Origin of the sequence: Dactylosporangium sp. McL0621 (assembly GCF_049995355.1) — a bacterium.
Lineage (GTDB): Bacteria > Actinomycetota > Actinomycetes > Mycobacteriales > Micromonosporaceae > Dactylosporangium.
This window is the reverse complement of record NZ_CP188259.1, coordinates 12554109-12575463: the sequence shown is the minus strand read 5'-3', so window position 1 is coordinate 12575463 and position 21355 is coordinate 12554109. Positions and strand designations below refer to the sequence as shown.

The window sequence follows — 21355 nt, the reverse complement described above, 5'->3', positions numbered from 1 at the left end:
GCGTGCGGCCATGGGGGGTGCGGGGTGGGAACCCCCCGCCGCGTATCGGACGAAGTCCGCGCCAGGCTAGGAAAGCAGCAACACCGAGCGCGCGTGAGCGCCGGCAGAGAGTGGCCGCGTGCGGCCATGGGGGGTGCGGGGTGGGAACCCCCCGCCGCGTACCGGACGAAGTCCGCGCAAAGCTAGAAACAGTCAAGCTAGCTAACACCCCCCAACTCACGGCACCATGACGCGGTGGGTGCCAACCTCGCCGCCGGGCTGATCGTCGTCGTGCTGGTGTGCGCCCTCGGCTGGGCGGTCTTCGCCGTGATCCGCCACCGGGGCCGCCGGGCCATCGCGACCGCGGCCCAGCGCGCCACCTACGACGTGCTGCACATCGCCGAGCTCGCCGCCGAGCCGCTGCGCAACGGGCTCACCGAGGCCGCGGCCGGCAAGGCCATCCGGCACCTGCGCACCCTCACCGGCGCTCCCGGTATCGCGGTCACCGACTCCCGGCGGGTGCTCGCCTTCGACGGCATCGGCGAGCACCACCGCGAGCACGCGGCCGCCGCGGCGGTGAAGGCCGTGGCCGCGGGCCGCCCGACCGTGCTCGGCGGCCGCGAGCTGCCCTGCGACCTGGTCGACTGCCCGATCCGGGGTGCCGTGGTGGTGCCGCTGGCCCAGCGCGAGGGCGCCCTTGTCGCGCTCTCCGACGGCCCGCCGGCCCCGGGGCTGGTGCAGGCGACCGCCGAGACCGCCCGGTGGGTCGGCACCCAGCTCGCCCTGGCCGAGCTCGACACGTCGCGGGCGCGGCTGGCCCGGGCCGAGGTGCGGGCGCTGCGGGCGCAGATCAGCCCGCACTTCATCTACAACGCGCTGACCGCCATCGCGAGCTTCGTGCGCACCGACCCGGAGCTGGCCCGGGAGCTCATCCTGGAGTTCGCGGAGTTCACGAGGTACAGCTTCCGCGCTCACGGGGAGTTCACGACGCTGGCCGAGGAGCTGCGCTCGATCGACCGGTACCTCACCATCGAGCGGGCCCGCTTCGGCGAGCGGCTCCAGGTGCGGCTGCAGATCGCGCCCGAGGTGCTGCCGGTGACGCTGCCGTTCCTGTGCCTGCAGCCGCTGGTCGAGAACGCGGTCCGGCACGGGCTGTCGCGCAAGCCCGGCATGGGCACGGTGAGCATCGTGGCCCGCGACGCCGGCGCCGAGTGTCACATCACCGTCGAGGACGACGGCGTCGGCATGGACCCGGCCGCCCTGCTCAGCGCCGACGACACCACCGACGCCGGGCAGCACGTGGGCTTGCGCAATGTCGACGATCGGCTACGTTCGGTCTTCGGCGACGGCTTCGGTGTGGTGGTCGAGACCGCCCCCGACGCCGGCACCAAGGTCAGCATGCGGGTGCCGAAATTCCATCCCGGGGTGACTTCGAAATGAGCGAACACGGCTTTCTCCGCGTGCTGGCCGTCGACGACGAGGTGCCGGCCCTCGACGAGCTGGCGTACCTGCTGCGCGCCGACCCCCGCGTCGGGCGGCTGCACTGCGCGGGCGACGCGACCGAGGCCCTGCGCGTGCTGCGCGACGCCGACGTCGACGCGGTGTTCCTCGACATCCGCATGCCCGGGCTCGACGGGATGGAGCTCGCCCGCGTCCTGGGCCGGTTCGCCAAGCCGCCCGCGGTCGTGTTCGTGACCGCGTACGACGACCGGGCCGCCGAGGCGTTCGACCTGGGCGTGGCCGACTACGTGCGCAAGCCCGTGCGCGCGGACCGCCTGGCCGAGTCCATCCGCCGCGTGCTCGCCACCCGGCTCGTGCCCACCCACCCGGCCGTGGCCGCGCGCCGGGACCGCCAGGACGACCCGACGATCCCGGTCGAGCTCGCGGGCACGACCCGGATGCTGCCCCGCTCGTCGGTGCGGTGGGTCGAGGCCCAGGGCGACTACGCGCGGCTGCACACGGCCGACGCCTCGCACCTGGTGCGGGTGTCGCTGGCGACGCTGGCCGAGCGGTGGGCGGATGCTGGGTTCGTGCGCATCCACCGGTCGTACCTCGTGCAGCTCAAGCTGATCACCGAGCTGCGTATGACGAACACCGGCTATGTCGTGCTCATCGACGAGCATGAGCTGCCCGTGTCCCGCCGTCACACTCGGGAGCTGAAGGATCGCCTGGTGCGAGCGGCCAAGTCCTGGGGCTGACGGTTCTCCACAATTTCTGCACATCGCCGACCGAGGGCCTGCACGCCCCGGGCCTACGCTGCTGTACATGAAGTCGAACGGTGTTCAGCCGTCGCCGCAGGCGTTGTCATCGAACGCGGCTGGAGAGCGCCGTCGCGTGCTCGTGGTCGACGACGAGCGGATGATCGCCGAGTCGATCGCGGTGCGGCTCCGCGCCGAGGGCTTCTCCGTCGACACCGCCCACGACGGGCCCGCCGCGGTCGCCGCGGCCCGGCTGATGCGCCCCGACCTGGTGGTGCTCGACGTGATGCTGCCCGGCTTCGACGGCCTCGAGGTGTGCCGGCGCATCCAGGCCGAGCGGCCGGTGGCGGTGCTGATGCTGACCGCCCGCGACGACGAGAACGACCTGCTCGTCGGGCTGGCCGTCGGCGCCGACGACTACCTCACCAAGCCCTTCTCGATGCGCGAGCTCGCGGCCCGCGTGCACGTGCTGCTGCGCCGCCTCGAGCGGCTGGCGCAGGTGCAGCCCGACCCGAACCAGACCCCGATCGTCCTCGGCGACCTCGAGATCAACCGGGCGCAGCGCCGCGTCACCCGGGCCGGCATCGAGGCGCACCTCACGCCGACCGAGTTCGACCTGCTCGTCAACCTCGCCACCCGCCCGCGGACGGTCCTGCCCCGCGAGCGGCTGCTGGCCGAGGTGTGGGGGTGGGCCGACGCGTCCGGCACGCGCACGGTCGACAGCCACATCAAGGCGCTGCGCCGCAAGCTGGGGGCCGACCTCATACGCACGGTGCACGGCGTGGGCTATGCCCTGGAGTCCGCATGACGCTGAAGAGGATCGCCGATCTCCTGCCGCGGCCGCTCGACCCGCTGCGGTCCATCAAGCTCAAGCTCGCCGTCCTGCTGCTGGCCTCCGCCTGCGCCGGCCTCGGCGTGTTCTGGATCGGCATCGGCTGGATCCCGCCGAACACGACGTACATCGCGCTCACCGCCGGCCTGCTCACCTCCCAGGTCCTCGCGCACGGCGTGACGCGCCCGCTGCGCGAGATGACCGCCGCCGCGCGCGCCATGGCCCGCGGCGACTACTCGACCCGCGTCCGCGCCACGTCCAAGGACGAGGTCGGCGAGCTGGCGGTCGCCTTCAACCTGATGGTGGGCGAGCTCGCCGCGGCCGACCAGCAGCGCCGCGAGCTCATCGCCAACGTCTCGCACGAGCTGCGCACCCCGATCTCCGCGCTCCAGGCGATGCTGGAGAACATCGTCGACGGCGTCGCCGAACCCGACCCGGCCACGCTGCGCACCGCGCTGGCCCAGACCGAGCGGCTCGGCCGGCTCGTGACGGAGCTGCTGGACATCTCCCGGCTCGACGCCGGGGTCGTGCCGCTGGAGCGCGAGCTGTTCCACGTCGAGGACCTGCTGCACGAGGTCGTCGCCGAGGCCGAGGTGAAGGCGTCGGCGGCCGGGCACAAGGTCGAGTACCTCTCCTGCTCCTTCCCGGAGAACGCGCTGGTCAGAGCCGACCGGGCGCGCCTGCACCACGTCCTGACCAACCTCGTCGACAACGCCACGCGGCACAGCCCCGACGGCGGCACGGTGACCATCGTGGGCCGCCGCGAGCCCGGACGCGTGATGATCGAGGTCGCCGACGAGGGCCCCGGCATCCCGCACGCCGAGCGCGAGCGCGTCTTCGAGCGCTTCACCCGGGGCGCCCGCGCCTCGGGCGGCGGCACCGGCCTCGGCCTGGCCATCGCCCAGTGGCTGACCCAGCTGCACGACGGCACCATCGCGGTCGTCGAGCAGCCCGACGACCTGCCGGGCTGCCGCATCCGGGTCACCCTGCCCGCCTGACGCTCTCCGCTTCCCCCGTGACCGGGCCCGGCCCGGCCGCGCGCCCTTTGCTGGGCAATTTATCCCCTTTAGCACGGTTCAGGAGCCCACGCATGCCCGGAACCACGGTCCAGCCGCCCATGCCCCCGAGGCCCCCGCAAGGTCCGCCGGCCCGTTTCGCGCCGCCGTCGCCCGGCCTCGCGCTGCCGCCCCCGGTACCGAACCAGTTGCTGGTCGCCCTCGGCCCGCCCGCGCCCACCCTGTGGCAGCGCGCCTGGCCGCGGGTCGAGCCCGCGGCCGGCTCCGCGGCCCTGTACGGGGCGCTCGCCGCCGCCCTGGTCGCCGCGGTCGCCCTCCCGCCCGACCGGCCCGGCCTCGGCTGGCCGATCGCGGGCCTCGGCCTGCTGGTACCCCTGCTCCTGCTCCGCCGCCGGTCCACGCGGCTCGGCGCCCGGGTCGAGGCGGTGCTGTGGTGCGCGGCCGCGCTGGCCCTGCTCTCGGTCGGGTTCTTCCGGGCCGCCGGCTGGCTCTTCGCGCTGAGCGCGCTGACCGCCTTCGGCTGCCTGGCCCTGGCCGTGGGCCGGCACGGCCGCATCCCGGCGGTCCTGCACGCGCCGTTCACCGTGGTCTTCGCGATCTTCCGCGCGCTGCCCTGGTCGGCCGCCGGCCTGAACCGCCCGGGCAGGCCCGAGCCCCGGCCCGCCGCCTCCACCAACGGGCTCCGGCTGCTCGCCTCCATCGGCATCGGCGCGGCGCTCGTCATCGTCTTCGGCGCGCTGTTCGCCAGCGCCGACGCCGGCTTTGCCCGGGTCGTCGACGCCGTCACCCCCACGATCGACGCCGGCACCGTGGCGCGGTGGGCGCTGGTCGCGGTCGCGGCGGCCGCGCTGTCGCTGGCCGGGGCGTTCCTCGTGGCGAATCCGTCCACGGTCGGCGACGGCGCGCCGCGGGCCCGGGCCGTGCGCCGGGTCGAGTGGCTGGTGCCGGTCGGGGCGCTGCTGGGGCTGTTCGGGGTCTTCGTGGCCGTGCAGCTCACGGTGCTGTTCGGCGACCGCGACTACGTCATGCGCACCGTCGGGCTGACCTTCGCCGAGTACGCCCGCAAGGGGTTCTGGCAGCTCCTCGTGATCACGCTGCTCACGCTGTGCGTCATGGGCGTCACCGCGCGCAAGGCGCCGCGGACCGACCGGATGCTGCTGCGGGTGGTACTGGGGCTGCTCGCGCTGTGCTCGCTGGTGGTGGTCGGCTCGGCGCTGTGGCGGATGAACGTGTACGAGCAGGCGTACGGCTTCACGCGGCTGCGCGTCTTCGTCAGCGCCGTCGAGGTCTGGCTGGGCGGGCTGTTCGTCCTGGTCATGGCGGCCGGGCTGACGCCGTCGACGAGGTGGCTCGGCCGCGCCGGGGTCGCGCTGTGGGTGGTCACGCTGCTCGGGCTGGCGGTGCTGAACCCCGACCGGTTCATCGCCGCGCACAACGTGGCCCGCTCCGACCGCGGCAACGCCGACATCTGGTACCTGCGCACGCTCTCCGCCGACGCGGCGCCCGAGCTGGCCAAGCTGCCCACCGGGGCGCGGGAGTGCGCGCTGTCGGGGATCTCCGGCGACCTCGCCGAAGAACCGGACGACTGGCGGGGGTGGAACCTGGGCCGGGCCCGGGCGCGTCAGATCGTTCCAGAACCGATCGGTCCGGGGGACTACCCCTGCTACCGGCGGTACTGAAGGGGGAAGGGGCGGGGCCGACGTTCATACGGGGGACGTCGGCCCTTGCTTTTGTTTCACGGGCGTTGCAAGACTGCGGTCCATGGAGCCGCCAACTCCGCGCGTGCGGGTCGTGCTCGGCGACGTCTCCCGGGCCCCCATCCACCCCGCGCGGGCTCGCGTGGAGCTGGAGGAGCAGAGCCCGGTCGGCGCCGCGCTCGCGCGCGGGCTGGTGCGGGCCCAGCTGTCCGTGGCCGTGCGGCTCTCCGCCGTGGTCGCGGTCGGGCTCGGCGGGCTGCCGCTGCTCTTCGCGGCGGTGCCGGCGGTCGCGCACGCGCGGCTGTTCGGGGTCTCGCTGCCCTGGCTGCTGCTCGGCGTGCTGGCGTACCCGTTCCTCTACCTCGTCGGCGCCGTGTACGTGCACCTCGCCGAGCGCAACGAGCAGGAGTTCGTGGCCCTCGTCGAGGACCGCGGCCAGAACCCGCCCGCATGAACTCGTACGCGGTGACGGCCGTCGTCCTGGTCACCCTCGTGACCGTCGCCATCGGCATCTACGGGCTGCGCTTCGCCCGCACCACCTCGGACTTCCTGGTCGCCTCGCGGATGGTGAGCCCGACCTGGAACGCGGCCGCGATCAGCGGCGAGTACCTGTCGGCCGCGAGCTTCCTCGGCGTCGCCGGGCTGGTGCTCAAGCACGGGGCCGACCTGCTGTGGTACCCGGTCGGCTTCGCGGCCGGGTACCTCGCGCTGCTGCTGTTCGTGGCCGCGCCGCTGCGCCGGTCGGGGGCGTTCACGCTGCCGGACTTCTGCGAGGTGCGGCTGCGCTCGAAGCGGCTGCGCAAGCTCGCGACCGCGTTCGTGATGTTCATCGGCTGGCTGTACCTCGTGCCGCAGCTGCAGGGCGCCGGGCTCACCCTGCAGACGGTGACCGGCGCGCCCTATGCCCTCGGCGCGCTGCTGGTCGGGGTCGTGGTGACGCTGAACGTCGCCCTCGGCGGGATGCGCTCCATCACGTTCGTGCAGGCGTTCCAGTACTGGCTGAAGCTCACCGCCCTGGCCGTGCCGTTCGTGTTCCTGCTCATGCAATGGCAGCACGACGGCCGGCCCGGCCTGACGGCGCCCGACGGGCCCCGCTTCCCGGCCGTGACGACCGTCGACGTCGACCACGACACCCGGCTGACGGTGGTCGAGCCGACCGCGGTGGACGGCCGCGGTCTCGTCGACGGCGTGCTGGCCAACGGCACCCTGCTGCTCACCCCGGGCGAGCACGTCGTCACCGAGGGCACGCGGCTCGTGTTCGACGCGTCGGCGGCGGTACCGCGGGTGGCCGCCGTCTCCGCGGACTCCCCGGCCGAGTGGCTGCTGCCGGGCGAGGACGCGCAGGACCTGTTCGGCACCTACTCGCTGATCCTCGCCACGTTCCTGGGCACCATGGGCCTGCCGCACGTGCTCGTGCGCTTCTACACCAACCCCGACGGGGGCGCCGCCCGCCGCACCACGCTGGTCGTCCTCGGCCTGGTCGGCGTGTTCTACCTGACCCCGACCCTCTACGGCGTTCTCGGCCGGATCTACACCCCGCAGCTGCTCATGACCGGCAACACCGACGCCGTCGTGCTCCTGCTGCCCTCGGCCGCGCTCGGCGGCGGGACCACCGGCCGGCTGCTGAGCGCGCTCGTGGCCGCCGGGGCGTTCGCCGCGTTCCTGTCGGCCTCCTCCGGCCTGCTCACCAGCGTCGCCGGCGTGCTGTCCACCGACGTGCTCGGGCACGGCTCGGTCCGCGACTTCCGCCGCTCCGCCCTGCTCGCCGGGGTGGTACCGCTCCTGCTCGCCCTGTTCGTCGCGAGCCTGGACGTCTCCCAGGTCGTCGGGCTCGCCTTCGCCGTGGCCGCGTCGAGCTTCTGCCCGCTGCTGGTGCTCGGCATCTGGTGGCGCGGGCTGACCGCGGTCGGTGCCGCCGCCGGGATCGTGGTCGGCGGCGGGGCGGCCGCGACCGCCGTGCTGCTGACCGTGCTGGGCGGCCCGCTGGACGGCTGGGCCGGGGTGCTCACGGCCCAGCCCGCCGCGTGGACGGTACCTTTAGCCTTTCTGGTCATGATTCTGGTCTCCCTGCTGACAAGGCACCGTTTGCCCGCCGGCGTCGGAGCGATCATGCTTCGCCTGCATGCGCCCGATGCGCTGCGTTTGTGAGCGGTCCGGAGGGGCCACTCACCAGTAGCGAGGGTGGACAGCGTGACCTACGTTCAGAACGTGACGAGCGGGCCGAGTTCGGCTCTCGCGCTGCGGGGGCTCACGAAGCGTTTCGATGACAAGGTCGCGGTCGCCGGGGTCGACCTCGACGTGCCGACCGGCTCCTTCTTCGGGCTGCTCGGCCCGAACGGCGCCGGCAAGACCACCTCCCTCTCCATGGCCGTGGGGCTGCTGCGCCCCGACGCCGGGCAGGCCTACGTGCTCGGCCACGACGTCTGGTCGGACCCGGTCGAGGCCAAGCGGCGCCTGGGCGCGCTGCCGGACTCGGCGCGGATGTTCGACCGGCTGTCCGGCAGCGAGCTGCTGGCCTACACCGGCCTGCTGCGCGGGCTGCCGCAGGACGTGGTCAACGCCCGGGCCGCGGAGCTGATCGACGTGCTCGGCCTGGCCGACGCCGGCCGCACGCTGGTCGTCGACTACTCGGCCGGCATGAAGAAGAAGATCGGCCTGGCCTGCGCGCTGCTGCACGCGCCGCGGCTGCTGGTGCTCGACGAGCCGTTCGAGGCCGTCGACCCGGTCTCCGGCGCGCTCATCCGCGACATCCTCATCCGCTACGTGCGCAACGGCGGGACGGTCATCTTCTCCAGCCACGTCATGGCGGTGGTCGAGAAGCTGTGCACGCACATCGCCATCCTGGCCGACGGCCAGATCAAGGTGGTCGGCACCACCGAGGAGGTGCGCGGCGGCCGCGAGCTCGAGGACGTCTTCGTCGACGTGGTCGGCGGGCGCGTCTCCACGGGCGCGGAGCTGTCGTGGCTGTGACCGGTGGTCCGGAGTTCGAGGCCGCGCAGATCCCGCAGCAACGGACCGCGCCGGCCGAAGCGCCCGCGCTGCGGCCGCACGAGCCGATCGCGACGGGCCAACCGCGGATCTTGTACTTCGTGCGCCTCAAGCTGCGCATCCTGGGCAACTCGCTGCGGCCCGGCCGCGCCCACCGGGCCGACTCGGCGCGCAAGCGGTTCGGGCGGCACTCGCGGCTGATCCTGTTCATCCTCGGCGCCCTGTTCGGGCTGTGGGGCGCGTTCATCGGCTTCGCCGCGTTCGCCGGGAGCAGCGTGGCCGGGGACGACCTGCGCCCGACCGTTGCCGCGTTCGCCGGGGCCGCCGTCGTGCTCGCCTGGATCTTCGTGCCGCTGCTGTTCTTCGGCGTCGACGAGACACTCGACCCGGCGCGCTTCGCGCTGCTGCCGGTGCCGCGCCGCACGCTGATCGGCGGCATGCTCGCCGCGGCCTTCGTCGGCATCCCGCCGGTCGTCACGCTGCTGGCCACGCTCGGCTCGGTCATCGGGGCCGCGATCTACGGCGGGGCCGCGGCCGCGGTCGTCGCGGTGCTCGGCGCGGCCGTCGGCATGGGCGTGTGCGTGGCCGCGAGCCGGGCGGTGACGAGCGCCTTCGCGCGAATGCTGCGCTCGCGGCGGGTCCGCGACCTGGCCGCGCTGCTGATCGCGCTCATGGGCATCTCGTGCAACCCGGTGTTCCAGCTCGTCTTCGCGCTCATCCAGCGCGGCGAGTCGCGGCAGGCGACCTTGGTCGGCGAGGTGCTGTCGTGGACCCCGCTGGCGGCGCCCTACGTGGCGTACGTGGACGCCATCGAGGGCAACTGGGCGCTGGTCCCGGTGCGGCTGCTCATCGGCGTGGCCGGGATCGCGCTGCTGCTGTGGTGGTGGCAGCAGACGATCGAGTCGGCGATGGTCGGCAGCGCCGCGGGGCCGGGCGCCGCCCGCCGGGCCGCCGGCACCGAGACGCCGGTCGCCGGGCTCATCCCGCGGATCGTGCGGTTCCTGCCGGTCGGGCGCTTCACCGCGCTGCTGGCCCGGGAGATCCGGTACTGGCTGCGCGACCCCCGCCGCCGGGCGAGCCTCATCTCGCTGCTGGCCGCGTCGGTGGTCATCCCGTTCGCGTTCACCTTCGGCGCCAACGGCGGCCGGTCGGGTACGACCGGGCTGAGCGACGGCGCGCTCGTGTTCTCGCTGATGTTCGCGGGCGCGTTCGTCGGGCTGGTGCTGGTCAACCAGTTCGGCAACGACGGCACGGCCTACGCCCTGCACATGCTCACCGCCGTCCCGGGCCAGGTCGAGCTCGCGGCGCGGGCGGTGGCCGTGGCCGTTCTGGCCTTCCCGCTGCTGATCGTCGGTACCGTCGCCGCCTCGATCTTGAGCGGGCACGCCGCCCAGCTGCCGGCCGCACTGGGGGTCGGGCTGTCCGCCTTCGGCATCTCGGTCGGGGCCGCGGGCATCACGTCGGTCCTGGCGCCCTATCCGATGCCGGACTCGACCAACCCGTTCGCGATGAACAGCGGCCGGGGCGGGGCCAAGGGCCTGCTGTCGTTCGTGAGCATGATCGCCACCTGGATCCTGACCGCGCCGCTGGCGATCGCGTTCACGCTGCTGCCCGACGGGCTCGGCTGGATCCTGCTGCCGGTCGGCCTGGCCTGGGGCTTCGGCATCGCCTGGCTCGGCACCCGGCTGGCCGGCAGCCTGCTGCAGCGGCGCGCGCCGGAGGTTCTGGCCGCGGTGACGCCCAAGCGGGCCTGACAATGGCGTGAGCGGTCCGGAGCGGAGCGGAGGGGCCGCTCGCCAGGGGTAGAGTCTTGACGCGTCGGCACCGGAGCCTGCGGAGGTGGTGGCGTGAGTATCCATGCCTCGGACCCGTTCGCCACGCCGGACGAGCTCAGGTCGCCCGTCCGGCGGCTGCGCGGGCGGCTGCCGGCCGCCGTCACCCTGTGGACCGCCGCCGGCGAGCGGCACGGCGAGCGGGGGCTGACCGTGTCGTCGATGCTCGTCGTGGACGGCGAGCCGGGGCGGGTGCTCGGGCTCGTCGACGACGAGAGCGACCTGTGGGCCGCGGCCGAGGAGAGCGGCCGGTTCGCGGTCAGCCTCCTGGCCGCCGACGACCGGCAGCTCGCGGACCGGTTCGCGGGGCTGATGCCGGCGCCGGGCGGGCTGTTCGCGGCCGGGGAGTGGGAGCGCACCGAGTTCGGGCCGGTGCCCCGCGGGCGCAGCTGGGCCGGGTGCCGGCTGGCCGGGGCGGCCCCCAAGGGCTGGTCGCTGCTGGTGGAGGCCGAGATCGAGCGGATCGAGCTGCTCGACGGCGACGCCGGTCCGCTGGTGCACGAGCGCGGCCGCTACCGCCGCTGAGAAAGTTTCGATACCACCGGTAAACGGTGTGACGGGTGTCACTCGGCGCACCGGCGGTGCCGTTCGGCGCAGGGCGGTACCGATGCCGGGTGATGATCTTCATAGATGCCTGCCGGGTTCTTAGCGTGCGCGATTACCCGCACCCCTAACGGCAGGTGGTGATCAACCATGAGTACCGAGACCCCGGCTCCCACGGACACCGGCGACAACCGCTACGTCGCCGTCGCCCGCACGCCGGAGTTCGACGCGCTGCGCAGCACGCTGCGCCGCTTCGTCTTTCCCGTATCCGCCGCGTTCCTCCTCTGGTATGCGCTCTACGTGCTCCTGTCCGCATACGCCCGCGACTTCATGGGCACCAAGGTCGTCGGCCACATCAACGTCGCCCTGATCTTCGGTCTGCTCCAGTTCGTAACGACGTTCCTGATCGCGTGGCTCTACGCGCGGTACGCCGAGCGCCGCGTCGACCCGCTCGCCGACGACCTGCGCGCCCAGATCGAGGGCAACGCGGCCCCGGCCGCCGCCCCCGTCGCCACCGAGGGAGACGCCGATGCCTGAGATCCTCGCCGCGACGTCGGTGACCACTCAGCGGACGCTGACCCTGACGCTCTTCATCATCCTGGTCGGCGTCACGCTCGGCATCACCATCTGGGCGAGCCGGCAGAACCGCACCGCCGCCGACTTCTACGCCGGTGGCCGCTCGTTCAGCGGCTTCCAGAACGGCATGGCGATCGGCGGCGACTACATGTCGGCGGCGAGCTTCCTCGGCATCGCCGGCATCATCGCCCTCAACGGCTACGACGGCTTCCTGTACAGCATCGGCTTCCTCGTGGCGTGGCTCGTCGCGCTGCTGCTGGTCGCCGAGCTGATGCGCAACTCGGGCCGGTACACGATGGCCGACGTGCTCGCGTTCCGCATGCGGCAGGCGCCGGTGCGCACCGCGGGCAGCATCTCGACGATCATCGTGTCGATCTTCTACCTGCTCGCCCAGATGGTCGGCGCCGGCGCGCTCGTGGCGCTGCTGCTGGGCATCAAGGCCGGCGACACGTTCATGGGCATGAGCGCCGAGACGGCGAAGATCGTCACGATCGCGCTCATCGGCGTGCTGATGATCGTGTACGTCACGGTCGGCGGCATGAAGGGCACGACCTACGTCCAGATCGTCAAGGCGTTCATGCTGATGATCGGCGCGCTCGTGCTGACCCTGCTCGTGCTCGCGCACTACAAGTTCAACCTGTCGAGCCTGCTCGGCGACGCCGCGGCGAAGTCGGGCAAGGCCGATGCGTTCCTGCAGCCCGGCCTGCGGTACGGCCGCGAGTTCGCCGGCAACGCCACGGCGACGCTGGTGAGCAAGCTGGACCTGATCTCGCTCGGCCTGGCCCTGGTGCTCGGCACCGCCGGCCTGCCGCACATCCTGATCCGGTTCTACACCGTCCCCAACGCCAAGGCCGCCCGCAAGAGCGTGGTCTGGGCGATCGGCCTCATCGGCGTGTTCTACCTGATGACCCTGGCGCTGGGCTTCGGCGCCGCGGCACTGGTCGGCCGGACGGCGATCGTCGCGCAGGATGCGTCCGGCAACACCGCGGCCCCGCAGCTGGCGCAGGAGCTGGGCAAGCGGTACCTCGGCGGTGACTTCGGCGGATCGCTGCTCCTGGCGATCATCGCGGCCGTCGCCTTCGCCACCATCCTCGCCGTCGTCGCCGGGCTCACCCTGGCCTCCTCCTCGTCGCTGGCGCACGACCTGTACGCCAACGTCCTGCGGCGGGGCCAGACCGACGAGCGGCAGGAGGTCGTCGTCGCGCGGTACTCGGCCTTCGTCATCGGCGCCGTCGCCATCGTGCTCGGCATCCTGGCCCGCAACCTCAACGTCGCCTTCCTGGTGGCGCTGGCGTTCGCGATCGCCGCGTCGGCGAACCTGCCGGCGATCCTGTTCTCGCTGTTCTGGAAGAAGTTCAACACCCGCGGCGCGACCTGGGGCATCTACGCGGGCCTCATCTCGGCCGTCGGCGTGGTGCTGCTCAGCCCGATCGCCTGGGGCGGCGTCAGCGACGCCCGCACCCCGGCGACGCTCAACGCGGCCCAGGCCAAGGAGTGCGGCGTGCCGCAGACCTCCAAGGAGGTCTCCAACGCCACGGCGCTGTTCAGCTGCACCACGGCGGCGCCGATCCCGCTGGAGAACCCGGGCTTGATCTCGATCCCGATCGGGTTCATCTTCGCCGCCCTCGGCGCGTTGAGCAGCAAGGAGCGCAACCCGGACAAGTACAGCGAGCTGGAGGCCCGGTCGCTGACCGGCGCCGGCGCGCACTGATCGAGCCGTACCCATCCGCCGGGTCCGGGGGCACCGCCGAGCCCCCGGCCCCGGCACCGGGACACGCTAGGCTGTCGGTCATGGTCGTTGCGCAGCGTTACGGCGCGGGCCACCGCGTCCTTCTGACCGGTGGAGCCGGGTTCGTCGGGTCTCATCTCGCGGATGCCTTGATCGCCCGAGGGGCCGAGGTCGTCGTTGTCGACAACTTCGTCACGGGGAGTAAGGACAACGTCGCGCATCTGCAGGACAACCCGCGGTTCACCCTGGTCGAGGCGGACGCCACCGAGCCGCTGCCGGCCGTGGACGCGCTCGCGGCGCGGTTCGACGTGATCATGCACTTCGCGTCGCCGGCCAGCCCGACCGACTTCGAGGCGCTGCCGGTGGAGATCCTGCGGGTCGGCTCGGTGGCCACCCTGCAGCTGCTGGAGCGGGCCGCGACCGACGGCGCCCGGTTCATCATGGCGTCGACCTCCGAGGCCTACGGCGACCCGCTGGTGCACCCGCAGCCGGAGACCTACTGGGGCAATGTCAACCCGATCGGCATCCGCAGCGTCTACGACGAGGCCAAGCGCTTCTCCGAGGCGGCGGTCATGGGCTACCACCGCGGCCGCGGGGTCGACGTGGGCATTGTGCGGATCTTCAACACCTACGGCGAGCGCATGCGCCCCGACGACGGGCGGGCCATCCCGACCTTCATCTCGCAGGCGCTGCGCGGCGAGCCGATCACCGTGCACGGCACCGGCACCCAGACCCGCTCGATCACCTACGTCTCCGACCTCGTGCGCGGCATCCTGCTGCTGCTCGACTCGGGCGAGACGGGCCCGGTCAACTGCGGCACGACGCACGAGATGACCATGCTCGAGCTCGCCGAGACGATCGTGCGGATTTGCGACAGCTCCTCCCGGGTGGCGCTCGTCGCCCGGACGGCGGACGACCCCGAGCGGCGCCGCCCCGACCTGACCAAGGCGCGTGAGCTGCTGGGATACGAGCCCGTCGTCGGCCCGGAGGACGGATTGGCGCGCACGGTGGAGTACTTCCGCAGCCGCTGACACTCCCGGGTTCGTGCCGCGCCTGTCGGAGTTACGTGGCGCAGGGGCATCCAATTCGTATCGTGGTCTTATGCCCACCACGCCTGCCTCACGCGGTCCGTCTTCCTCGGGCCGCGCCTCGGTGCCCGGCGCGCTCGCTCCGACGTCGGGCGCCCGTGCCCGCGTCTCCGCAGTCAACGCCCCGACCAGCCCCGCGTCGCCAGGCGTGTACGGCCGGCCCGGCTCCCCGCCGCCGCCGAAGGGCCCGGGCCGCACGCCGGGCAACGGCGGCCAGTACTCGGGCCGCAAGAAGATCCGCCCGCGCTGGGGCCGCATCGCCCTGGTCGCCGGGGCCGGGATCATCGTGCTGGCCCTGCTGGCCGGGATCGGCGGCTACATGTACTACCGCAACGTCGACGCCGGCCTCAACCGCGACGACCCGTTCTCGCAGATCACCGGCGGTCGCCCGCCGAAGGTCGCGGACGGCGCGCTGAACATCCTGCTGCTCGGCAGCGACTCCCGCGACCCCGACAACAAGGGCAAGGCGGGCGAGTGGCGCACCGACACGATGATCGTGCTGCACATTCCGGCCGACCACCAGAAGGCCTACCTGATCTCGATGCCGCGCGACCTCTACGTGCACATCCCCAAGAGCCGGACGACGCAGTACGGCAACACGAACGCCAAGCTCAACGCGTCCTTCTCGTGGGGCGGCACCCCGCTGACCGTGCAGACCATCGAGGAGTACACCAAGGTCCGCATGGACCACGTGCTGCTCATCGACTTCGGCGGCTTCAAGCAGGTCATCGACGCCCTCGGCGGCATCGACATGAACGTCGAGAAGGACATCACCTCGATCCACCCGCCGAAGCGGCAGTTCAAGAAGGGCATGAACCACCTCAACGGCGACGAGGCCCTCGACTACGCGCGGCAGCGGTACCAGTTCGCCGACGGCGACTTCGCCCGCATGCGCCACCAGCAGGAGATGATGAAGGCCATCCTGGACAAGGCGGTGAGCTCCGGCACGGTGACCAACCCGGCCAAGCTCAACTCGTTCCTGAAGGCCGTCACCAAGGCGATGACCGTCGACAAGGACTTCTCGCTGGCCGACATGGCGCTGCAGTTCCGCAACCTGCGCAGCGACGACCTCACCTTCATGGTGAGCCCGAACGACGGCAGCAAGAAGATCAATGGCGAGGACGTCGTGGTGCCGGATGCGGAGAAGGCGACCGCCCTGTACGACGCCGTCCGCAACGACAAGATGAACGACTGGATGGCGGCCAACGGGCCGAAGCCGTCGACGAAGGCTACTTCTCAAACCAAGTGAGAAATCGGGCAAGCCCGGGCATGTCCTCCCTGTCGCAGGGTTGCATGCCCGGGCTGTCGTCTACATCTCATTGCCCGAACGCCGGGTGAACGCGTAGAAATCGCCCATTGACGGCTTTCCGGGGGCCCTTGCGCCGACGCGGCGGTCAGCGGATTTGTGACCGTGAACGTAGACTCGGATGGATTCCCGCCGACGTGCGGGCAGGTTGGCTCGGGGGCATTGAATGCAGCAGGAGCTCGAAGGTCGTGCCGGCGATCCCGCTCTCGACTCGACCGCGAGCCAAGATACCCCGAAAAATGCGGAAATCTCCGGATCCGCACCATCTGAATCGCCGGTGAAACTTCCCGGTCGCGACCCCATCTGGGCCAAGCTGCTCATCGCCCTCGGCCTCGTCGTCGTTCTGGTCTCCGGCACCGCCGTCGCCGGCGTCAACCTGCTCAACCACCGCTACACGGCGAACATCAACCAGAAGACCCTGCTCGGCGACAGCTCGCGGGCCGGCAACGCCGACGAGACCCGGCACTCCACCGTCGAGGGCCCGCTCAACTTCCTGCTGCTCGGCTCCGACCTGCGCGCCCTCGACCCCGAGGACGGCCAGCGGTCCGACTCGATCATCATCCTGCACATCCCGGCCACGATGGACCGGGCCTACCTGCTGTCGATCCCGCGCGACCTGCGGGTGCCGATCCCCGCCTTCGCCGCCACCAACTTCCACGGCGCATCGCACGAGAAGATCAACGGCGCTTTCCAGTACGGCGGCGGCGGTGAGGGCGGCGTGCAGCTGCTCGCCGAGACGCTGCACAACCTGCTGGGCATCCAGTTCGACGGCGCCGCGATCGTCGACTTCGACGGCTTCAAGACCGCGGTCGACCTGCTAGGCGGCGTGGACATGTGCATCGACCAGAAGGTCACCTCGATCCACCTCGGCTGGGACGAGCACGGCAACTACCTCTCGCCCGCCGACGGCGGGCGCCCGGCCGTCTACGAGCCCGGCTGCCAGCACCTCGAGTCGTGGCAGGCGCTCGACCTCGTGCGGCAGCGCAAGAGCCTCGCCAATGGCGACTACGACCGCCAGAAGAACCAGCAGAAGTTCATCCGGGCGATGCTCAACAAGGCGCAGGAGAAGGACCTCACCACCAACCCGATCGCCCTGGACAAGTTCATCCGGGCGATCGGCCAGGCGCTCACCGTCGACACCAACGGGGTGTCCCTGGCCGACCTGATGTTCGCGCTGCGCAACGTGAGCCCCAGCAACCTGATCGGCCTGCAGGTGCCGTCCGAGCCGCAGGACATCGGCGGCATCTCCTACGTGGTGGCCCTGTCCGAGGCCGACGGCCTCTACTCGGCCATGCGCGACGACCTGCTGGACTCGTGGGCCGTCGAGAATCCCACCTGGGTCAACCACATGTAGGTTCGACCGGCCCGTTAGCCTGGTCCGGTGTTCAGGGGACCTTCCATCCCGACCGCCTCGGTCGGTGACATAGCGGACGACGCCTACCTCCTCGATGTACGCGAGGACGACGAATGGGCGGCCGGCCACGCGCCGGGCGCCGTGCACGTGCCGATGATGCAGATCCCGGCCCGGGTCGACGACATCCCGCAGGACCGCGACGTCGTGGTCGTCTGCCGGGTCGGCGGCCGATCCGCCCAGGTCGTGGCGTTTCTGCAGCAGAACGGCGTCGAGCGCACGATCAACCTCGACGGCGGCATGCAGAGCTGGGCGGCCGCGGGCCGGCCGATGGTGAGCGAGGACGGCGGTGTACCCCGCGTCATCTGAGCCGCCGGACTCGTGGCGGCCGCTAATCTTCGCGCACCGGGGCTCGTCGCACCGGCACGCGGAGCACACCCTGGACGCGTACCTGCTCGCCATCGAGGAGGGCGCCGACGGGCTCGAGTGCGACGTGCGGCTGACCCGCGACGGCCACCTGGTGTGCCTGCACGACTCGCGCATCGACCGTACGAGCGACGGGCGGGGACGGGTCAGCACCCAGACCCTGGCCGAGCTCGACCGGTTCGACTTCGCCTCGTGGCGCGGCGACCTGCCCGAGTCGCCCGACGAGCTGATCGTCGGGCGTTACCAGGTCGACGACAAGTGGCGCGGCAAGGTGCTCACACTCGATCGGCTGCTGGGCGTGGCGACCGACGCGGGGCGCCCGATGCGCCTGCTCATCGAGACCAAGCACCCGGTGCGCTACGGCGGGGCGGTCGAGCTGGCGCTGCTGGGACTGCTGCGGCGGTACGGGCTGCATCGCCCCGACCCCGATCGCCCCCTGCAGGTCAGCGTCATGTCATTCTCGGCCAATGCGATCAAGCGCGTCCGGCAGCAGGCTCCGGGGCTGCCCACCGTGATGCTCATCGACGTGTGGTCGGTGCCGAGCCGGATCGGGTGGCTGCCGCCGGGGAGCTCGATCGGGGGGCCGGGGGTGCAGCTGCTGCGGGCGTCGCCGGAGATCGTCGAGCGGCTCCACCGGCGCGGGTACCCGGTCTACGTGTGGACCGTGAACGAGCCGGACGAGGTGGACCTGGTGGTGAAACTGCGGGTGGACGGGATCATCTCCGACCGCCCGGCCTACGTCATCGACCGCCTGCGGGAAATGGGCGCCCGCTGACTCTTGGGTCGGACAAGTTTCAAGCTCCGCCTTTCGCTGTCCTCTGATGCGAGGCAGACTCGCACCATGGTCGATGCTGCCGCGGAAGGGTCCGGCGGCCTCGTTCCCGGCGGCGGCGTGTTCGGCGGCCTGGCCGAGGTGACGGAGGCGCTGAACTCGGGCGGCGGCGGGCTCACCGGACTGCAGCGCTCGGTCGAGGTGGCGGCCGCGGCGACCGGGGCGGCGGGGGCGGCCTTCATCGAGTACGCGGCGGACAGCGGCCGGGTGGTCGCGGCCGCCGGCGACCTGGAGTGGGCCCTCGGGCGCCCCATCGACCTCATCCACCCCGCGGTGCGCGCCCTCCTGCAGTTCGGCACGCGCGTCCGCGAGTTCCCGAGCAGCCTCATCGGCACCCCCGGCGGCCAGCAGCTCGACAGCCGGGGGCTGCACCGCGTGATGGCCTCGGAGGTCACCGCCAACGGCACCGGCGCCGGGGTGCTCTTCGTGAGCTACTCCGACGCCGAGGGGGCCGCCGACGAGGGCCAGCGGTCCGCGCTGGCGTTCCTGGCGTCGTTCGTGGCGCTGCAGTACAGCCTGGGGCGCGGCCTGCCCGTCTACAGCGACGGCCCCGCGGTCGCGCCCGCCGGCGAGCCGTTCGCCCTGCTGGACCCCGAGCACCGGGTCCGCTCCTGGAACCCGCCCGCGGCGCTGCTCACCTCCCGGACGGCCGAGTCGGTGCTCGGCGAGCCGTTCCCGTTCCCGCTGCCGGCCGGCGACGCGACGATCGCCCACAAGCTGCCCTCGGGCGTCTGGATCGAGATCCGCACGGCCCGGGTGCCGGACTCCGATGACCTCGCCGTCTCCTTCCGCGCCCGTCCGGAGCAGCCGCCCGAGGGCCGCGACCTGTTCATCGCGCTGACCGGGCACGAGCTGCGCACCCCGGTGACGGTGATCCGGGGGTACGCCGACACGCTCGTCGACCATTGGGAGTCCCTGCCCGAGGACGCCCGCCGCGAGGCGATCCAGGTCGTCGGGCAGCGCGCCCGCGAGCTCAGCCGGCTCGTGGACCGGCTGCTCAACGCGGTCGGCGACGACGGCGTGGCGATCGAGTCGACGACGCTGCTCCCCTTCGACCTCGTCGAGTCGCTCGTCGCCGCGCTCGACGAGCTCAACGCCGAACAGCGCCGGCACCTGGTCGCCGACCTGCCGTCGTCGCTGCCCAAGACCCGGGGCGACCGGGCGAGCCTGGCCACCATCCTGGCGGAATTGGTGACGAATGCGGGTAAATACTCGCCGAACTGGGTACAGATCGAGCTGACAGCGGGGGCAGACCCTCAGACCGTCTGGTTCCGAGTCTCGGATCGGGGTATCGGCATCCGGCCGGAGCACGTCGAGCGTGCCTTCGACCGCTTCTGGCAGTTGGAGACCGGCGACCAGCGCTCGAGCGGCGGGGTCGGCCTGGGCCTGTACCTCGTTCGCCGGATCGTCGAGCGTCAACATGGATGGGTATCATTGCGACCACGTCGAGGGGGAGGGACCGTCGCCGAGGTGCGACTGCCCCGAGCTGACGCCGACGGCCCCGGGGAGGCTTGAGAGCGTGTCCACAACCGTCGCGGAACCGCGCGCCTGGTGTGTCGTGGTGCCCCACCACGCCCGTGGCGCCCACGTCGCCCGCCACCGCCTCGCCGACGAGCTCGACGCCCTGATCACCGCGGACCGGCTCGACGACGCGATCGCGATCGCCGCGGAGCTGGTCGGCAACGCGGTACGCCACGGCGCACCCCTGCCCGGAGACGTCATCCGGGTCGCCTGGCGCCTGCTGGGCGACGGCACGATCGAGATCCGGGTGACCGACGGCGGCTCCCCGGCCGGCCCCCAGCTGCGCGTCGCCGCCCCTGACGCCATCGACGGCCGCGGCCTGACCATCGTGGCCGCCCTGTCCACCGGCTGGGGCGTCGAGCGCGACGGCCTCGGCCAGTGCGTCTGGGCGACGCTGTAGAGACAACGCTCCAGGCTTCGCCCCATATGTCCGTTTTGTGGGACTGGCCCGGGTGACTGACGCGCCGGTGGTCGGTGTGTCTGCCCGTTGCGGTGCGTGAAGGCCTAGGCTGGGTCGCCGTGAGCAAGCGTGCGAAGACCCCCCGTGGCCGCGCCGGCGGCGAGAAGCGCGAGAAGATCCGCGACGTGTACGTCGGCCGCCCGTTCGAGGGCCTGGCCGATGAGCCCGAGTGGATCGCCCTGCGAGAGCTGGTGCCCGCCGCTTCGGCGCCGCTGAAGCTGGCGCCCGCCTTCGTCGAGAAGTACGGCGACCGCCAGATCACCCTCGCGACCGTCCTGCCGATGGCGTGGCCGGCCATGACCAAGCCCGACGGGCGCGTGCTCATCGGCCTGCAGCGGCACGTGCAGTCCGGCGATGTGTCGCGCGACCTCGCCGTGGCCCTGCTGTGCGCGCTGGAGACGCCCTCCGGACAGGCGGTCGACATCCCGGCCCTGCCCGGCGTCGGCGACCGCCTCCAGGACGTCATCGAGAACGCGCCGCTGGAGATCGCGGTACACACCGGCTTCGACTTCTGGCTCGACGAGAACGCCACCGACGACCCGAACGTGCGCGCGTCGCTCGAGCGGGCCAACGCGAGCATCTTCCCGACCGTGAAGCTGGCCGCCGCCCCGGCCACGTACTGGTGCCAGGTCACCGACCGCTCCCACGTGCGGCTGGTGCTCGGCGACGACGAGGACCGGGCCCTCGACGCGCTGTCGCGGCTCTCGGCCGGCGGCGGGCTGCTGCTGGGCGACAACACCAAGTTCGCGGGCATGTTCCGCGCGCACGGGCTGCTGGCGCCGGTGTGGGACCTGCCGCTGGAGGTCGAGGCCGAGCACTGGGAGAACCCGGTGGCGGAGTTCAGCAAGCGGTACCAGGAGGCCCTGGCGGTCGCCGAGCCGCTGACCGCGGCCGAGCGGCGGGCCAAGCAGGGCCTGATCGGGCGCCTGCAGCCGCTCCGCTAGGTTTCGGCTCGGCCGGGCGGAGCTTTCGGCCCGGCCG

20 protein-coding genes are annotated in these 21355 nt (G+C 72.2%); all 20 read left to right on the top strand.

Features of this window, described 5'->3' with window-relative positions:
- Positions 1 to 234: 234 nt before the first annotated feature.
- The 20 genes from ACPPVO_RS59750 to ACPPVO_RS59655 all read left to right on the top strand — a co-directional run bounded on the left by ACPPVO_RS59750 (position 235) and on the right by ACPPVO_RS59655 (position 21318).
- Entirely contained in the window at positions 235 to 1419 is a 1185-nt protein-coding gene (locus ACPPVO_RS59750) for a sensor histidine kinase (protein WP_426508838.1), read from the top strand.
- On the top strand, positions 1416 to 2177 hold the full coding sequence (locus ACPPVO_RS59745) for a LytR/AlgR family response regulator transcription factor (protein ID WP_360368390.1): 762 nt from the start codon (positions 1416 to 1418) through the stop codon (positions 2175 to 2177). The genes ACPPVO_RS59750 and ACPPVO_RS59745 overlap by 4 nt, the downstream gene beginning before the upstream one ends.
- Before the next feature lie 160 nt (positions 2178 to 2337).
- Positions 2338 to 2985, top strand: a complete 648-nt coding sequence (locus ACPPVO_RS59740) for a response regulator (protein WP_426514917.1) — start codon at positions 2338 to 2340, stop codon at positions 2983 to 2985.
- Entirely contained in the window at positions 2982 to 4007 is a 1026-nt protein-coding gene (locus ACPPVO_RS59735) for a HAMP domain-containing sensor histidine kinase (protein WP_360368396.1), read from the top strand. The genes ACPPVO_RS59740 and ACPPVO_RS59735 overlap by 4 nt, the downstream gene beginning before the upstream one ends.
- A gap of 92 nt (positions 4008 to 4099) precedes the next feature.
- Positions 4100 to 5704, top strand: coding sequence for a DUF4153 domain-containing protein (locus ACPPVO_RS59730; protein ID WP_426508836.1), 1605 nt, complete (start codon positions 4100 to 4102; stop codon positions 5702 to 5704).
- Between the two features lie 82 nt (positions 5705 to 5786).
- The gene (locus tag ACPPVO_RS59725; RefSeq protein ID WP_426508834.1) at positions 5787 to 6176 is read left to right on the top strand and encodes a hypothetical protein; all 390 of its coding nucleotides are present in this window, start codon (positions 5787 to 5789) and stop codon (positions 6174 to 6176) included.
- Positions 6173 to 7870 carry a cation acetate symporter gene (locus ACPPVO_RS59720; RefSeq protein WP_426508833.1) on the top strand — a complete coding sequence of 566 codons (1698 nt, stop codon included), beginning with the start codon at positions 6173 to 6175 and terminating at the stop codon, positions 7868 to 7870. The genes ACPPVO_RS59725 and ACPPVO_RS59720 overlap by 4 nt, the downstream gene beginning before the upstream one ends.
- Before the next feature lie 42 nt (positions 7871 to 7912).
- Positions 7913 to 8692, top strand: a complete 780-nt coding sequence (locus ACPPVO_RS59715) for an ABC transporter ATP-binding protein (protein WP_426508831.1) — start codon at positions 7913 to 7915, stop codon at positions 8690 to 8692.
- Positions 8683 to 10464: an ABC transporter permease gene (locus tag ACPPVO_RS59710; RefSeq protein WP_426508829.1), complete on the top strand. Its 1782-nt coding sequence runs from the start codon at positions 8683 to 8685 to the stop codon at positions 10462 to 10464. Before ACPPVO_RS59715 ends, ACPPVO_RS59710 begins: the two co-directional genes overlap by 10 nt.
- Before the next feature lie 93 nt (positions 10465 to 10557).
- Positions 10558 to 11067 carry a flavin reductase family protein gene (locus ACPPVO_RS59705; RefSeq protein WP_426508827.1) on the top strand — a complete coding sequence of 170 codons (510 nt, stop codon included), beginning with the start codon at positions 10558 to 10560 and terminating at the stop codon, positions 11065 to 11067.
- 168 nt (positions 11068 to 11235) lie between these two features.
- On the top strand, positions 11236 to 11622 hold the full coding sequence (locus ACPPVO_RS59700; RefSeq protein WP_426508826.1) for a DUF485 domain-containing protein: 387 nt from the start codon (positions 11236 to 11238) through the stop codon (positions 11620 to 11622).
- The gene (locus tag ACPPVO_RS59695) at positions 11615 to 13372 is read left to right on the top strand and encodes a solute symporter family protein (protein ID WP_426508824.1); all 1758 of its coding nucleotides are present in this window, start codon (positions 11615 to 11617) and stop codon (positions 13370 to 13372) included. Before ACPPVO_RS59700 ends, ACPPVO_RS59695 begins: the two co-directional genes overlap by 8 nt.
- Before the next feature lie 80 nt (positions 13373 to 13452).
- Positions 13453 to 14421, top strand: a complete 969-nt coding sequence (locus tag ACPPVO_RS59690) for a UDP-glucuronic acid decarboxylase family protein (protein WP_426508822.1) — start codon at positions 13453 to 13455, stop codon at positions 14419 to 14421.
- A 70-nt stretch (positions 14422 to 14491) separates the two neighbouring features.
- Positions 14492 to 15727 (top strand): LCP family protein, encoded by a 1236-nt coding sequence (locus ACPPVO_RS59685; protein WP_426508820.1) that lies wholly within the window; start codon positions 14492 to 14494, stop codon positions 15725 to 15727.
- A gap of 334 nt (positions 15728 to 16061) precedes the next feature.
- Positions 16062 to 17138 carry an LCP family protein gene (locus tag ACPPVO_RS59680; RefSeq protein WP_426508818.1) on the top strand — a complete coding sequence of 359 codons (1077 nt, stop codon included), beginning with the start codon at positions 16062 to 16064 and terminating at the stop codon, positions 17136 to 17138.
- Positions 17139 to 17165: 27 nt separating this feature from the next.
- Positions 17166 to 17504, top strand: a complete 339-nt coding sequence (locus ACPPVO_RS59675; protein WP_360368428.1) for a rhodanese-like domain-containing protein — start codon at positions 17166 to 17168, stop codon at positions 17502 to 17504.
- The gene (locus ACPPVO_RS59670) at positions 17485 to 18336 is read left to right on the top strand and encodes a glycerophosphodiester phosphodiesterase (protein ID WP_426508816.1); all 852 of its coding nucleotides are present in this window, start codon (positions 17485 to 17487) and stop codon (positions 18334 to 18336) included. Before ACPPVO_RS59675 ends, ACPPVO_RS59670 begins: the two co-directional genes overlap by 20 nt.
- 66 nt (positions 18337 to 18402) lie before the next feature.
- Entirely contained in the window at positions 18403 to 19908 is a 1506-nt protein-coding gene (locus tag ACPPVO_RS59665) for a sensor histidine kinase (protein ID WP_426508812.1), read from the top strand.
- Between the two features lie 4 nt (positions 19909 to 19912).
- On the top strand, positions 19913 to 20314 hold the full coding sequence (locus ACPPVO_RS59660) for an ATP-binding protein (RefSeq protein WP_360368437.1): 402 nt from the start codon (positions 19913 to 19915) through the stop codon (positions 20312 to 20314).
- A gap of 119 nt (positions 20315 to 20433) precedes the next feature.
- Positions 20434 to 21318, top strand: coding sequence for a DUF5926 family protein (locus tag ACPPVO_RS59655; RefSeq protein ID WP_426508810.1), 885 nt, complete (start codon positions 20434 to 20436; stop codon positions 21316 to 21318).
- Positions 21319 to 21355: the final 37 nt, after the last annotated feature.

Coding starts and splice junctions, on each gene's coding strand:
- ACPPVO_RS59745 (WP_360368390.1), top strand. CDS start 1,416: ATGAGCGAACACGGCTTTCTCCGCGTGCTGGCCGTCGACGACGAGGTG.
- ACPPVO_RS59740 (WP_426514917.1), top strand. CDS start 2,338: ATGATCGCCGAGTCGATCGCGGTGCGGCTCCGCGCCGAGGGCTTCTCC.
- ACPPVO_RS59735 (WP_360368396.1), top strand. CDS start 2,982: ATGACGCTGAAGAGGATCGCCGATCTCCTGCCGCGGCCGCTCGACCCG.
- ACPPVO_RS59730 (WP_426508836.1), top strand. CDS start 4,100: ATGCCCGGAACCACGGTCCAGCCGCCCATGCCCCCGAGGCCCCCGCAA.
- ACPPVO_RS59725 (WP_426508834.1), top strand. CDS start 5,787: ATGGAGCCGCCAACTCCGCGCGTGCGGGTCGTGCTCGGCGACGTCTCC.
- ACPPVO_RS59720 (WP_426508833.1), top strand. CDS start 6,173: ATGAACTCGTACGCGGTGACGGCCGTCGTCCTGGTCACCCTCGTGACC.
- ACPPVO_RS59700 (WP_426508826.1), top strand. CDS start 11,236: ATGAGTACCGAGACCCCGGCTCCCACGGACACCGGCGACAACCGCTAC.
- ACPPVO_RS59695 (WP_426508824.1), top strand. CDS start 11,615: ATGCCTGAGATCCTCGCCGCGACGTCGGTGACCACTCAGCGGACGCTG.
- ACPPVO_RS59690 (WP_426508822.1), top strand. CDS start 13,453: ATGGTCGTTGCGCAGCGTTACGGCGCGGGCCACCGCGTCCTTCTGACC.
- ACPPVO_RS59685 (WP_426508820.1), top strand. CDS start 14,492: ATGCCCACCACGCCTGCCTCACGCGGTCCGTCTTCCTCGGGCCGCGCC.
- ACPPVO_RS59665 (WP_426508812.1), top strand. CDS start 18,403: ATGGTCGATGCTGCCGCGGAAGGGTCCGGCGGCCTCGTTCCCGGCGGC.